The 13,220-nt window shown below is 68.8% G+C and carries 14 protein-coding genes; 8 read left to right on the forward strand and 6 right to left on the reverse strand.

The window, feature by feature from the left end; genetic code table 11:
- From sucB to G6026_RS00585, 4 genes are all read left to right on the forward strand, one after another.
- A partial coding sequence (sucB, locus tag G6026_RS00570; protein WP_182611937.1) for a 2-oxoglutarate dehydrogenase, E2 component, dihydrolipoamide succinyltransferase occupies positions 1-819 on the forward strand: 819 nt, incomplete at its 5' end.
- Between the two features lie 83 nt (positions 820-902).
- Positions 903-1,580, forward strand: a complete 678-nt coding sequence (gene lipB, locus G6026_RS00575; RefSeq protein ID WP_107756176.1) for a lipoyl(octanoyl) transferase LipB — start codon at positions 903-905, stop codon at positions 1,578-1,580.
- Positions 1,581-1,601: 21 nt separating this feature from the next.
- Positions 1,602-2,612 carry a lipoyl synthase gene (gene lipA, locus G6026_RS00580; RefSeq protein WP_107756175.1) on the forward strand — a complete coding sequence of 337 codons (1,011 nt, stop codon included), beginning with the start codon at positions 1,602-1,604 and terminating at the stop codon, positions 2,610-2,612.
- A gap of 113 nt (positions 2,613-2,725) precedes the next feature.
- Positions 2,726-3,481: a DUF4191 domain-containing protein gene (locus tag G6026_RS00585; RefSeq protein ID WP_107756174.1), complete on the forward strand. Its 756-nt coding sequence runs from the start codon at positions 2,726-2,728 to the stop codon at positions 3,479-3,481.
- 99 nt (positions 3,482-3,580) lie between these two features.
- Here the strand turns inward: G6026_RS00585 and G6026_RS00590 are convergent, their stop codons facing one another.
- Positions 3,581-4,069: an RDD family protein gene (locus G6026_RS00590; protein WP_182611938.1), complete on the reverse strand. Its 489-nt coding sequence runs from the start codon at positions 4,067-4,069 to the stop codon at positions 3,581-3,583.
- Positions 4,070-4,288: 219 nt separating this feature from the next.
- Between G6026_RS00590 and glnA the strand changes: the two genes are divergently transcribed.
- Positions 4,289-5,722, forward strand: a complete 1,434-nt coding sequence (gene glnA, locus G6026_RS00595) for a type I glutamate--ammonia ligase (RefSeq protein WP_182611939.1) — start codon at positions 4,289-4,291, stop codon at positions 5,720-5,722.
- A gap of 97 nt (positions 5,723-5,819) precedes the next feature.
- Here glnA and G6026_RS00600 read toward each other — a convergent pair whose 3' ends face one another.
- Genes G6026_RS00600 through G6026_RS00615 form a run of 4 tightly spaced genes read right to left on the reverse strand, consistent with a single transcriptional unit; the run spans position 5,820 to position 10,324 of the window.
- Positions 5,820-6,275, reverse strand: a complete 456-nt coding sequence (locus tag G6026_RS00600) for a PaaI family thioesterase (RefSeq protein ID WP_095719133.1) — start codon at positions 6,273-6,275, stop codon at positions 5,820-5,822.
- Positions 6,276-6,294: 19 nt separating this feature from the next.
- A complete protein-coding gene (locus G6026_RS00605) occupies positions 6,295-7,761 on the reverse strand; it encodes a PLP-dependent aminotransferase family protein (RefSeq protein WP_241725852.1) in 1,467 nt (488 codons plus the stop codon).
- Positions 7,758-9,194 carry a CoA transferase gene (locus G6026_RS00610; RefSeq protein WP_194307535.1) on the reverse strand — a complete coding sequence of 479 codons (1,437 nt, stop codon included), beginning with the start codon at positions 9,192-9,194 and terminating at the stop codon, positions 7,758-7,760. Before G6026_RS00610 ends, G6026_RS00605 begins: the two co-directional genes overlap by 4 nt.
- Positions 9,191-10,324, reverse strand: coding sequence for a branched-chain amino acid aminotransferase (locus tag G6026_RS00615; RefSeq protein ID WP_241725853.1), 1,134 nt, complete (start codon positions 10,322-10,324; stop codon positions 9,191-9,193). Before G6026_RS00615 ends, G6026_RS00610 begins: the two co-directional genes overlap by 4 nt.
- A gap of 175 nt (positions 10,325-10,499) precedes the next feature.
- On the opposite strand from G6026_RS00615, the gene G6026_RS00620 reads away from it, so the two are divergent.
- The 3 genes from G6026_RS00620 (at position 10,500) to G6026_RS00630 (ending at position 12,809) form a co-directional block, all read left to right on the forward strand.
- Positions 10,500-11,363: a hypothetical protein gene (locus tag G6026_RS00620; protein WP_182611941.1), complete on the forward strand. Its 864-nt coding sequence runs from the start codon at positions 10,500-10,502 to the stop codon at positions 11,361-11,363.
- 180 nt (positions 11,364-11,543) lie between these two features.
- The gene (locus G6026_RS00625) at positions 11,544-11,954 is read left to right on the forward strand and encodes a hypothetical protein (protein ID WP_107756170.1); all 411 of its coding nucleotides are present in this window, start codon (positions 11,544-11,546) and stop codon (positions 11,952-11,954) included.
- Between the two features lie 45 nt (positions 11,955-11,999).
- Positions 12,000-12,809, forward strand: coding sequence for a DUF1206 domain-containing protein (locus G6026_RS00630; RefSeq protein WP_017835590.1), 810 nt, complete (start codon positions 12,000-12,002; stop codon positions 12,807-12,809).
- Between the two features lie 12 nt (positions 12,810-12,821).
- On the opposite strand, the gene G6026_RS00635 is transcribed toward G6026_RS00630, so the two are convergent.
- Positions 12,822-13,220 (reverse strand): DUF732 domain-containing protein (locus G6026_RS00635; protein ID WP_182611942.1); only part of this gene is annotated, 399 nt, incomplete at its 5' end.

The raw sequence follows: 13,220 nt of genomic DNA on the forward strand, positions 1-13,220 counted from the left end.
GCCGAGGGGGGTGCCGAGGGCGGCGCGGACGCTCCCGCGGAGAAGAAGGCCCCGGCGGGCGGCCCGTCCACGGCCGGGGTCCGGCCCGAACTCGCGGAGCTGCGCGGGACCACCAAGAAGGCCAACCGGATCCGCAAGATCACCGCCAAGAAGACCCGCGAGTCGCTCCAGACCAGCGCGCAGCTCACCCAGGTCTTCGAGGTGGACATGAGCCGCGTCGCGCAGCTGAGGGCACGGACGAAGAGCCAGTTCGCCGACACGCACGGCGTCAAGCTCACCTACCTGCCGTTCTACGCCAAGGCTGTGGTCGAGGCGCTGGTCTCCCACCCGAACGTCAACGCGTCGTACGACGAGGACAGCAACGAGATCACATACCACGGGTCCGTGAACCTCGGTATCGCCGTGGACACCGAGGCCGGGCTGCTCTCACCGGTCATCCGCGACGCCCAGGACCTGGACATCCCCGGGCTCGCCAAGGCGATCATCGACCTGGCGGAGCGGGCGCGGGCCTCCAAGCTGACCCCGGACGACCTCCAGGGCGGGACGTTCACCATCACCAACATCGGGAGCGAGGGTGCGTTGTTCGACACCCCGATCCTCGTGCCGCCGCAGGCGGCGATGCTGGGGACCGGTGCGATCGTGCGGCGCCCCGTGGTGGATGTCGACGACGACGGCGAGTCGATCGCCATCAGGTCGATGGGGTACCTCCCCTTGACCTACGATCACCGCCTCATCGACGGCGCCGACGCCGGCCGGTTCCTCACCACGGTCAAGGACCGTCTCCAGAGGGCCGAGTTCGAGGGGGACCTCGCGCTGTAGGTCTCGACGACGGAACGACGGGCGCCCTCCCCCGGAGGGCGCCCGTCGTCGTCGTCGGGGTCGTCCCGCCTAGAGTGGTCGCCATGTCGCACACCGGTCAGTCCCTGCGCCGCGATCCGGTCGAGCCGGAGATCCGCCGACTCGGGACCGTCGAGTACACGCCCACCTGGGATCTTCAGCGGACACTGGCCGAGGAGAGGGCCGAGGGCACCCGCGGGGACACGATCCTGCTCCTGGAGCACCCGGCCACGTACACCGCCGGCAAGCGCACGGAGCCAGCGGATCGCCCGGTCGACGGGACCCCCGTCGTCGATGTGGACCGGGGTGGCCGGATCACCTGGCACGGGCCCGGGCAACTGGTCGGGTACCCCATCATCGCGTTGTCGGATCCCATCGACGTGGTCGAGTACGTACGCCGGGTGGAGCAGGCCCTCATCACCACCTGCGCCCGGATGGGGGTGGAGGTCGACCGGGTGGACGGCCGGTCCGGGGTGTGGTGTCCGGCCGGGGACGGCCGGCCGGAGCGCAAGATCGCCGCCATCGGGATCCGTGTCCAGCGCGGGGTGACGATGCACGGTTTCGCGCTCAACTGCGACTGTGATCTCGACGCCTACTCGCGGATCGTCCCCTGCGGGATCGTCGACGCCGGGGTCACGTCCCTCTCGGCCGAACTCGGACGGGACGTCCCCGTCTCGGAGGTCCTCGACCAGGTCACCTCCGACGTGGTGGAGGCGCTCGACGGACGACTGCCCGTGCAGTGAATCGAGAGTAGGCTTGCGGCCGTGACTGTGACTCCCGAAGGCCGCAAGCTGCTCCGCATCGAGGCCCGTAACGCCGAGACGCCGATCGAGCGGAAGCCGTCGTGGATCCGGACCCGGGCCACCATGGGTCCGGAGTACAAGGAACTCAAGAGCCTCGTCAAGACCGGTGGTCTGCACACGGTGTGCGAGGAGGCCGGGTGTCCCAACATCTACGAATGTTGGGAGGACCGCGAGGCCACGTTCCTCATCGGCGGCGAACAGTGCACGAGACGCTGCGACTTCTGCCAGATCGACACCGGTAAGCCGAGCGCCCTGGATCGCGACGAGCCGCGACGGGTGGCGGAGTCGGTGCGCGAGATGGGTCTGCGCTACTCCACCATCACCGGTGTCGCCCGTGACGACCTGCCGGACGGCGGCGCGTGGCTGTACGCGGAGACGGTCCGCAAGATCCACGAACTCAACCCCAACACCGGGGTGGAGAACCTGATCCCCGACTTCAACGGGGACCCGGACCAGCTCGCGGAGGTCTTCGAGTCGCGGCCCGAGGTGCTCGCACACAACCTGGAGACGGTCCCCCGGATCTTCAAGCGCATCAGGCCGGCGTTCCGGTTCGACCGGTCCCTCGGAGTGATCCGCGCCGCCCGTGACTTCGGGCTGGTCACCAAGTCCAACCTCATCCTGGGGATGGGCGAGACCACGGAGGAGATCGTCGACGCGATGGTCGACCTGCATTCCGCGGGGTGCGACATCCTCACCATCACCCAGTACCTCCGGCCGAGCCCGCTGCACCACCCGATCGACCGCTGGGTCAAGCCGGAGGAGTTCGTGGAGCTGTCCGAACAGGCGCGCGAGATCGGTTTCGCCGGGGTCATGGCCGGCCCACTGGTGCGGTCCTCGTACCGGGCCGGTCGCCTCTACGTCCAGGCTCTCGAACACCGCGGCCAGGAGGTTCCCGAGCATCTCGCGCACCTGACCTCCGGCGGCGCCGCCTCTCAGGAGGCCTCCTCCGTGCTGGCACGCAGCCTGGCCTGAGTCCCGCACGGGCTACCGCGTCTCCGCCCCGGTCGCCCGGCGCGTCTCACTCGGCCCCCCTGCGGTGAACCGCGGTTCCCGGGCGGTGGTGCCCGCCACGTATCCTGAACGGTATGGCGAAGAGCGAGGTCAGCAAGGCGGACAAGAAGGCGGCCCGGGCTGCCCGGCGGCAGGCGAGCAAGGCACAGCGCGGCCAGATGTGGCAGGCACTGAAGATCCAGTCCAAGCAGGACAAACTGCTGTGGCCGCTGATGATCGGCGCGTTGATACTGTCCGCCGTCGCGTTCTTCCTCCTGGGTTCGCTGTGGGGTGGCCAGTGGTGGATGCTTCCACTGGGTGTGCTCACGGGTCTGATGCTGGCGATGGTCATCTTCTCCCGCCGCGTCCAGAACACGGTGTTCGCCAAGGCCGAGGGCCAGCCCGGTGCGGCGGCGTGGGCACTGGACCAGCTCCGATCCGGGTGGCGCGTCAACCAGGCCGTCGCCGCGACCACCAGCTTCGACGCGGTCCACCGCGTGGTCGGACGGTGTGGGATCGTCCTCGTGGGCGAGGGGCAGCCGCACAGGCTCAAGCCGCTCATGACGCAGGAGAAGAAGAAGGTCGCCCGCGTCGTCGGCGACACCCCGATCTACGAGTTGATCGTGGGTGACGAGGAGGGGACGACCCCCGAGCAGGTCCCCCTGCGCAAGCTCAACCGCCGCCTGACCAGGTACCCGATGAACATCAACCGCGCGAAGGTCGACGCCCTGGACACCAGGTTGCGGGCGCTCGGGACCAAGACCGGAATCCAGAACCAGATGCCCAAGGGCCCGCTCCCCCAGGGCGCGAAGGTCCGCAACATGCAGCGCAGCGCCCGCCGTCGGGGCTGATCCCGCACGAAGCCGATCGGTCGGGGTTACCCGGCGACCACGGGGACGGCGCACGGGCTCCCGGTTCCGGCTCAGCGCGTCCGGCTCACCGCGTCCGGATCACCGCGTCCGGATCAGGGCCGTGCCCGTGGCCCTGTCGTGCAGACCGCGACCGTCCTCGTCCTGAACGAGGGGCGGGATCAGGAAGAACACGAAGAAGACGCGGACAATGGCGCGAATGAGCCCGACCCGGTCCTCGGCGTCGATCCGGGCGGTTCCGATTCCGAAGAGTGCCTGCCCGGGAGTCTGCGCGAAGAGCCAGACGCACACCACTCCGGACACCCCCCAGAGCAGCGGGGTCGCCCAGCTGGCGACAGCAGAGAACGTCTCCCCGCCGAGAAGCCCCGCCCCTCCGAGTGAGACCACCAGTCCGACGAACCCGTAGGCGAGGAACCAGTCGACCAGGAGCGCACCGAGTCGTACCCCCAGCGGCGCGAGGGACCCCTCGCCGTGCTCGGGCAACCCGAGACGCTCACCCTTGTACGCCTGCTCCGGCTCGGCGCCGGACGACGTGGGGCCTGACAGCCATGATCCTGCAATTTCTCGCATGCTCCCAGGGTAACCGGGGCACGGATGGGCCCAGTATCGGTATTCCCTCACCATGGTTGACTAGGCTGGCCCCAGTGGGAGGGACGTCACCCGGCAGGCCGCTGTAACACCGCCGAAACATTCGGTTGACGGCCGGGCAACACCCCGCCCATATCGTGAGGTCACCGCACGACGGGCGGCACCGGTTGCCTGTCGCACAGAGAGACGAGGAGCGACATCGTGGCATTCTCCACTCCGGACGAGGTCATCAAGTTCATCAAGGACGAGGGCGTCGAGTACGTCGACATCCGGTTCACCGACTTGCCGGGCAACGAGCAGCACTTCACGATCGCCGCTGCGGCGTTCGACGAGGACCTGTTCGAGGACGGCCTGGCGTTCGACGGCTCCTCGATCCGGGGTTTCCAGTCGATCCACGAGTCGGACATGATGCTCCTCCCGGACGTCGCCACGGCGCGGCTCGACCCCTTCCGTAGGGCCAAGACGCTCAACATCAGCTGCTTCGTCCACGATCCGTTCACCCGTGAGGCCTACAGCCGCGACCCCCGCAACGTCGCCCGCAAGGCCGAGGAGTACCTGGTCTCCACGGGTATCGCGGACACCTGCTTCTTCGGCGCCGAGGCCGAGTTCTTCGTCTTCGACTCGGTCCGGTACGGCTCGGGCACCAACCACGGCTTCTACGAGGTCGACTCCATCGCCGGCAACTGGAACACCGGCTCCGGCCAGGAGGCCGACGGGTCGCCCAACCTCGGTTACAAGGTCCGCGAGAAGGGCGGGTACTTCCCCGTCGCCCCGTACGACCACTTCGTCGACCTCCGCGACGAGATGTCGACCAACCTCACCAACGCCGGCTTCGAGCTCGAGCGCTTCCACCACGAGGTGGCCGGTGCGCAGCAGGAGATCAACTACAAGTTCAACACCCTGCTCCGCGCCGCCGACGACGTCCAGCTCTTCAAGTACATCGTCAAGAACACCGCGTGGAAGAACGGTAAGTCCGCCACCTTCATGCCGAAGCCGCTCTTCGGTGACAACGGCTCGGGAATGCACGCCCACCAGTCGCTGTGGAAGGACGGCAAGCCGCTGTTCCACGACGAGTCCGGGTACGCCGGCCTGTCCGATATCGCCCGCTACTACATCGGTGGCATCCTGCACCACGCTCCGTCGCTGCTGGCGTTCACCAACCCCACGATCAACTCGTATCACCGCCTGGTGCCGGGTTACGAGGCGCCGATCAACCTCGTGTACTCGCAGCGCAACCGGTCCGCCTGCGTGCGCATCCCGATCACGGGCAACAACCCCAAGGCCAAGCGCATCGAGTTCCGCTGCCCCGACTCCTCCGGCAACCCGTACTTCGCGTTCGCCGCCATGATGATGGCCGGTATCGACGGGGTCAAGAACAAGATCGAGCCGATGGCGCCGGTGGACAAGGATCTCTACGAGCTCCCGCCGGAGGAGGCCGCCGACATCCCCCAGGCGCCGACCTCGCTGCCCGCGGTCATCGACCGTCTCGAGCAGGATCACGAGTACCTCACCGAGGGCGGTGTGTTCACCGAGGACCTCATCGAGAACTGGATCACGTACAAGCGTGAGAAGGAGATCGCCCCGGTCAACCTCCGCCCGCACCCCCACGAGTTCGAGCTCTACTACGACTGCTGATCCGAGGGTGTCCACCCACGATCTCTGATCACCGAAGCGGCGGCTGAGCTGCGGAGACGGTGTCCACCGTCTTCCGGCATCAGCCGCCGTTCGTCGTTCACACCTGGTGATCCGGGGTGTCAGCGAGACGGATCAGCGTCTGGCGGCCGGTCGCGACATGAACACGCCTGCCGGCCTCGAGGGTGAAGGCCTCCAGTCGGCACACCGTGAGAGTGCGGCCACTTCTGATCACCGTGGCTTCGGCGATGAGGGACTCGCCCACGGCCGGCGCCAGCAGATTCACTGTGAAATCAACTGTCAGGATTGAATCCGCGCGTGTGTACGTCGACAGGCCCGCATAGCCGCCCGCGGTGTCGGAGAGCGAGCTGGTGACTCCGGCGTGAAAGTAACCGTGCTGCTGTGTGAGGTCGGGACTGAAGGGTGCGCGGAGCTGGCAGAATCCGCGGCGCAGCTCGGTGATACGGGCGCCGAGATGGCGCATCAGTCCCTGACGCGAAAAGCTGGCCGCGACGTGGTCGGCGAGTTCGGCGGGGATGTTCTCGGAGGCGTCCACTGTCTTCCTTCGGTCAGCGCTAGAGCATCGGGTGCGGCGGGGTCTGCGTCCCCGGTGTGGGCACAGGGTCAAGGGATTCCCACGCCTCGCGAAGAATGCAGACTCCGCGTTCTAGGTGGTCGGCCCCCGCGGTGAAGGGCACACGGATGAATCGCTCGCGCGCGCCATCGATTCCGAACCGAGGCCCGGCGGTGATGCGGACTCCCCGGGGTTGGCAGGCAGATGCCAGCGCTGAGCTGAGGGGTGCGCCGAGCTCGACCCACAACGCCAGTCCGCCATGCACGTCGGGGATGCGCCAGTCGGGGAGACTGGTTCGCAGGAGTGAGACCAGGAGGTCCCGGCCAGCTCTCAGTTGATCAGCGCGGCGGGTCAGGAGCAGGTCGTAGCATTCCAGTACCCGGGTGGCGATGAGCTGTTCGATGACGGGTGTGCCGAGGTCGTTCGCAGGCCTCCGGGTGATCAGGCGGCTGATCATGGCGGGTTCCGCGCGAATCCAGCCGACTCGCAGGCCACCCCAGATGGTCTTGCTGAGCGACCCCACGCTCACCAGCGTGTCGGCGTCTCGCGTGGTGGTCAGCGAGGGGAACGTCGGCGGGCTGTCGGGTCGGTCGATGTCGAGGTCGGCCGTTGTCTCGTCGATCAACACCAGGGCACCGTTGCGACGGGCACTCGCGATGACCCGCTCGCGTTGTTCGGCGTTCATCGACGAGCCGGTGGGATTGTGGAAGTCGGGGATGAGGTAGATCAGTTCGGGACGCACTCGCTCGATGGCGCTGACCAGGTGGTCGATGTCCCACCCGGTCGTCGTCACCGGGGTACTGACGAGCCGCCCGCCGGCGTTGCGGAGCGCCTCGTAGGCGTGCGGGTACGTCGGCGTCTCGATCAGGACTCGATCGCCGTGCCGTAGCACTGTCCTCGCGGTCAGAGCGATGGCGTTCTGGGCGCCGAGGGTGATCAGAATCTGATCGGGTCCGGTCTGGGCACCGTGCTCGGTGTAGCGGGCGGCGATCGATTCACGCAGGCGTTGCTGGCCGACGAGGTCGAACCCCGAGTGCTCGAGCACGGTGGGCGCCCGGTCGGCCACCGCGCGGACGATCTCGTCGAGGCCGGCCACCGGGGCCGGGACTGATCGTGCGAAGTCGACCTCGAGGTCGCTCCGGCCGGGGAGCGCCCGCGGAAGGACCAGGACACTTCCCGACCCTCTCATGCTGATGAGGTGTCCGCTCTCGCGCAGCGCCCGGTAGGCCGCGACGATCGTGGTGCGACTGCGGCCCAGCTCCTCGGCCAGTTCACGCTCGGCGGGCAGCCGCGTGTGAGTGGCGAGTCGACCGTCGCTCAGCAGCAATGTGATTCGGTCACTGAGGGCCGCGTAGACCGGTTCGGCAGAGTCCCACTCACCCAGTAGCGTCGCGAGTTGTCTGGCGCCGATGCGGGAGCGGGCCAGCGGTCGTCTCGTCGCCTGCCGGCGACGGGGTGTCGACGTCATCGGGCTCGACCGCCATCCATCCGAGCACCCCGCTGGGATGGCCGGCTGGCCCAGGCTGCAGCGTCGCCGCCCCACCGGCCGGCGGCCGCGGGGTATCGCCCCGGGGCGTCCGGGACACTGATCGCGGGCGCAGCGAAGGTCACCCTCCCCGCATCGGAGGTCACGGTCTGGGTGGTCGGCGGCGCCACCGGTTCCGCAGCACCGGCGTCACGTGGCCCGGGGACGGTGTTCCCGGTGGTCTCGAGCAGCTCGTGGGCCAGCCGGCAGAGCGACACCGAGACGTGCACTGTCGCGCCGTCGGAAGCCTGGTCGACAAGACTTCGGGCAATCGCGGCGGCGAGGAAGTGCCCCGCGCTGTGGTCGAGGGCCTGCGCCGGTAACGCTCCCGGGCGTGCCCCATCGGGGCTCTCGACCATCGCGATGCCGGTCGCGGCCTGGACGATGCTGTCAAACCCGCGCCGGGAACGCCACGGCCCCTCGCGTCCCCACGCGCTGACCGAACCGATCACCAGGCCCGGGTAGTCCTCGGCGAGTTGATCGGGAGACAGCCCATAGCGGTCCAACGCGCCCGGGCGGTAACCGGTGACCACCACTTCAGCGGTCGCGAGCAGGTCGGTGAGCACCCGCCGATCGACCCGCGACGCCGGGTCGAGGGTGGTCGAACGTTTGCCCTGGCCCGTGTCGAGGTGTTGCCAGTCGATCTCGGGAAGACGCGGTGAGTCGACTCGGAGCACGTCGGCACCTGCATAGGCGAGATCGCGGGTGGCCACGGGCCCGGCGATCACCCGGGTCATGTCGAGAACCCGCAACCCCGACAAGGGCAGCGAGCACCCGCCGGGCCAGCGCCGCGCTCGGGCCGCTCCCACTGTCTCACGACGGATCAGCGGCGTATCGGCCACGGCGGCCGCGTGCGGATGACGCGCCCACGCCTGACGATCACGGACCGCAACCACAATCGCGCCCTTCTCGGCCGCGATGTCCTCGAGTTCGACAGCACTGCGTTCGGCGACGGCCGCTGCGAACGTCTCGACGCCGGCTGCGTCATCGAGCCCGAGCAGGAGGCGCAGCCGCTGTTCATGGTGTGGATAGTTCGCATGTGTGCGAACCCAGCCGTCGCGGGCCGGCCAGAACCCGGACAACGGTGCCCACGCCCGCGGGAGCTGGTCGTCGAGTCGGAAGTGCCTCTCGCTGGTCACCGACGTGGTGATGAGATCGCCCCGAAGACGCAGCGGACGTGGCTCTCGCCGACCCCGCATGGCAGCGACCTGTTCGATCGCCGCAGAAGCCATGCCGATGCTGTCGGTGACCAGCTCGGCGACATCGAGCCGGGAATCAAGCCTCACCGGTGGGTTCTCGCACCCGATGTCCCCCGGGTCCCCTGCGGACGCACCGAGATCGTTCCACGCCCGTTCCGCGAAACGGCCCACCGTCATGAGTCGGCCCGCCCGAGATCGGACATCCACTCGTGGCGGTCGTGTCGATCGCCGTGGTGGAGCGACGACAGCTCAGCACGCATGAGTGATGCGACAGACCGGGAGCCAGGAGGAGGGGTCTCGATCAGCAGATCCTCGCCGACCAGCCCGGCGACGGGAGTGATGACCGCGGCGGTGCCGACGGCGAAGACCTCTCTCAGTTCACCACTGGCGGCGGCGGCGCGCCATTCCTCTACGCTGATCGGCCGCTCGATCGCGCGGTATCCCATATCCCGCGCGAGGCACAGGACACTGTCGCGGGTCACACCCGCGAGAATCGCTCCGCTCAGAGGAGGCGTCACAAGTGTCCGATCGGCAAAGACGAAGAAGATGTTCATGTTACCGGCTTCCTCAACCCACGTCCGGGTGCTCGCATCGGTGAAGAGAACCTGAGCGCATCCGTTGGCCCGCGCCTGGTGCAGCGCGGGCAGTGATGCCGCGTAGTTGCCGCCGCACTTGGCCTCTCCCGTTCCGCTGGGTCCAGCCCGTGAGTAGTCACGGGACAGCCACAACCTGATGCCGTTGTCCGCGTCGGCGAAGTAGGGACCGGCCGGGGAGGCGATCACTCCGTACGTCGCCTCGCGCGACGGACGAACTCCGAGAAAGGCCTCGGTGGCGATGAGGAACGGTCGCACATACAAGCTCGCGCCCCTCTGGTGCGGGACCCATCCGGCGTCGGCTCGCGCCAGTTGCCGAATCGACTCGATGAACAGGCTCTCCGGTAGTTCCGGCATCGCGAGGCGAGCTGCCGACGACGCGAATCGGCGCGCATGAACATGTGCGCGGAACGCCCGCAGGTGACCGTCGGCGTGGCGATACACCTTGAGCCCTTCGAAAACCCCCTGGCCATAGTGGAGGACCGCTGATCCCGGATTCAGCGACAGCGGACCGAACGGCACCACGCGCGCGTCGCGCCATCCGCCTGTCTCGGAGTAGTCGATGAGGACCATGTGGTCGGTGAAATGGTGGCCGAACTCCGGATCGCCCAGGGCGCGTGAGAGTCGCCCGTCCCCCGGTGGTCTGGTGCTCCGTCGGACGATGAAGGCGTCACCGGCTCTCTCGGCGTGGCCCAGCGGGACGTCTGTGGTCATCAGCGAGCTCCTTCTTCACGACGCGACGCTCTCGAGTGAACCCCGTGGGCCGTGCGGCGTCGCCATCCAATCCGGCACGGCTGGACTGGTCCACGCTCCTCACGACCACCCGGGGAGTCCACCCGGTGCGACGTGGCAGTGGCCAGATGCCCCGCGATCAGGACAGCATGGCGTCATGTCCCCCACCGACAGGGTCCACAGCGGCGAACGACGACTGTGGCGTGCCTACGAGCCCATCCACGCGATCTGCTACTTCCACCCGCAGTTCGCTTCGACCATGAGCGAAACCGGGCTGACAGGGTGGTGGAACGGCTACTTCGCGGGACGCGCCGCCCCTCTGGGGCCGACGCCACCGCAGGTCGTGACCTCCCTGTTCTACGGCTTCTCACCCGCGATGGTCGCCCGCGCGGTCCCCAAGATCTGGACCCGGATCACTCCGGAAGCCGCCATCGACGCACGGCTCGATGCCGCTGAGAGGGTTCTGGCCGAGCACGCCGACGCCGGTTCTCGCGACGAGTTGCGCCGCGTGACGGACGACCTCGAACGCGTCATCGACACCCTGTCCTTCGACGGACGGGCCCTCGCGAGCGCCTGGTACTCGGTCCCGCGACCGACGTCGGTGCTGCAGCGCCTCTGGTTGGCCACCACGGTCCTGCGCGAGCACCGCGGCGACGGCCACGTCATCGCCGCCACCGCCACCGGCTTCACGGGCCTGGAGGCGGCCATGACCCACATCGCCACGGGGCAGGTGAGCCGACGCATCATCCAGGAGAACCGCGGCTGGACCGACTCGCAGTGGGCGTCGGCGCGTCGCGCGCTCCTCGACCGCGGAATCCTCTCGGACGAGCAGACGCTCACCCCTCGAGGCACCGCGCTGCGCGACCGGATCGAAGACCTCACCGACCAGCTCGCCGCATCGTCGGTGCTGCTGTCGGACACCCCCGGCGGAACCATCGACGTCCTGACCTCACTGGCCCGGGCGCTTATCGACCGCGGGGCGGTCCCCGCCTCCAACCCCATCGGGGTTCCCCGCCCGTGACAGTCGACGCCACCGCGGCGTTTTCGCACTTCAGGGCATGTGAAGCACATTCTTTTCTCGCGTCCGATCCAGCAGGTCGGAAATAGTTCAAACGCCCCGGCCCCCGTGGCCGGGGCGTTTACCGTTGACCCGAGGACCGTGGAACGCCGTGAGGCGGGGACGAGAAGGGGTCGGGAGCTCGTGGACGCAGACGACGTGGATTTCCGGAGTGCGTCCCCGAGGGCCAGGCCACTCAAGGTGGTCGCGGCCGCCCTCGACCCGGACCACGAACCGGGGGCCGACCCGAAAGGCGAGAGCTACCCGGTCCTGCTCAAACTGTCTCGGGTGCTGGACCCCGAGGAGGCGAGGTTGCTCCTCGAACGCAACCCCTTCCTCCATGCCAGCGCGGGTTCGCGCAAGCTCATCGCCATGGACACCTCGGTGGAGACACTGCGGGAGCAGAAGGACCGGCTCCAACTCCTCCTCGCCGAGGTCGAGGCGGACGCTCTCGCCGAGCAGGCGCGGCGACGCTCGGAGGAACACCGCGCGGCCGAACAGCGGGTGGCCGAGCTCCGGCGCCGCAACGACGTGCTCGGCGAGATCGAGTGGTGAGCCGCTGAGGTCGTGGGGGGCCCGCTCTCGTGGGAGAGTGCTGTGATGAAGACCCCTCGCCCGCCCCGCTCAGTGCGGGGTGCCGCCCGCTCGGCCGTCGACCATCCCGCACTCGAGTGGCTGGCCCGTGCCGGTTTCGTCATGAACGGGATCCTCCACCTGCTCGTCGGGTGGATCGCGATCCGGATCGCGACGGGGTCGGGCGGCGAGGAGGCGTCCCACTCGGGTGCCCTCGCAGAGATCGCGTCCGCCCCGGGTGGCCAGGCGCTGCTCTGGGCCGGCGCGGTCGGCTTCCTCGCCCTGGGCCTGTGGCAGGTCGTCGAGATGATACTGGGGTCCGAGGAGGCCTCGGACAGGGCCAAAGCGGGAGCCAAGGCCGCGGTCTACCTGGCCCTCGGGGTCACGACGGCCCGGTTCGCCTCGGGAGGATCCGATTCGGACTCCGAGACCGCGTCCGGCACCACCGCCGGACTGCTGGGCTCCGGAGCGGGTAAGGTCGCGCTCGTCGTGGCGGGCCTCGTGATCATCGGCGTCGGCGCGCATCACGTCTACACGGGCGTCACCAAGAAGTTCGTCGAGGAGCTCGAACGCACCGGCGGCGGCACCGTGGGGCGGGCCATCGTCGTCTCCGGACAGCTCGGGTACATCGCCAAGGGCGCCGCGCTGGTCATCCTCGGCGGCCTGGTCATCGCGGCGGTCGCGACGGCGGACCCAGAGAAGGCGGGTGGCCTGGATGCCGCCCTGCGGACGGTCGGCGCGCAGCCGTTCGGGCAGATCCTGCTCATCACGACCGGGGTGGGGATCGCTCTCTACGGTGTCTACTCGATCGCGCGGGCCAGGTACTCCCGGATGTGAGACGCCGGGCCGTCAGCCGAGCTTGGGGAAATTCTGGGGGCAGTAGGTCCCCACGGCCGCACCCAGGAAGAAGCCCTGCTGCTCCGGCCCGAGTCGCCCGTGCTCACCCAACCAACCCGATACCTCGTCCATCTGCTGACCCCCGTCGAAGCGGCCGCATGCCTCCGTCGCGGTGGCCACCGGATCGACGCCCTCGGGCAACACCACGCCCTGCCTCTGCAGCAAAGCGGCGAAGTCGCCGCCACCGGGGGCGACGGGCGCGGGCTGAGCCGCCGGGGGTTCGTCCGGTCGGGGCTCCGGTTCGGGTTCGCCCGGCAACGGTTCCGGCCGCGGCTCGGGCGGCGGCGGAGGGGTCACCGGCCCGGTGGGCTTCTCCGGTCGCTCCTCGGCGAACGGGGTGCTCGTGGCGGG

The organism is Dietzia sp. DQ11-38-2 (assembly GCF_014145055.1).
Classification (GTDB): Bacteria; Actinomycetota; Actinomycetes; order Mycobacteriales; family Mycobacteriaceae; genus Dietzia.

Excerpts from the sequence above, each read along its gene's own strand:
- lipB (WP_107756176.1), top strand. The coding sequence starts at position 903 with ATGTCGCACACCGGTCAGTCCCTGCGCCGCGATCCGGTCGAGCCGGAG.
- G6026_RS00590 (WP_182611938.1), bottom strand. The coding sequence starts at position 4,069 with ATGCGAGAAATTGCAGGATCATGGCTGTCAGGCCCCACGTCGTCCGGC.
- G6026_RS00585 (WP_107756174.1), top strand. The coding sequence starts at position 2,726 with ATGGCGAAGAGCGAGGTCAGCAAGGCGGACAAGAAGGCGGCCCGGGCT.
- G6026_RS00620 (WP_182611941.1), top strand. The coding sequence starts at position 10,500 with ATGTCCCCCACCGACAGGGTCCACAGCGGCGAACGACGACTGTGGCGT.
- G6026_RS00610 (WP_194307535.1), bottom strand. The coding sequence starts at position 9,194 with ATGACGGTGGGCCGTTTCGCGGAACGGGCGTGGAACGATCTCGGTGCG.
- G6026_RS00630 (WP_017835590.1), top strand. The coding sequence starts at position 12,000 with ATGAAGACCCCTCGCCCGCCCCGCTCAGTGCGGGGTGCCGCCCGCTCG.
- G6026_RS00605 (WP_241725852.1), bottom strand. The coding sequence starts at position 7,761 with ATGACGTCGACACCCCGTCGCCGGCAGGCGACGAGACGACCGCTGGCC.
- G6026_RS00615 (WP_241725853.1), bottom strand. The coding sequence starts at position 10,324 with ATGACCACAGACGTCCCGCTGGGCCACGCCGAGAGAGCCGGTGACGCC.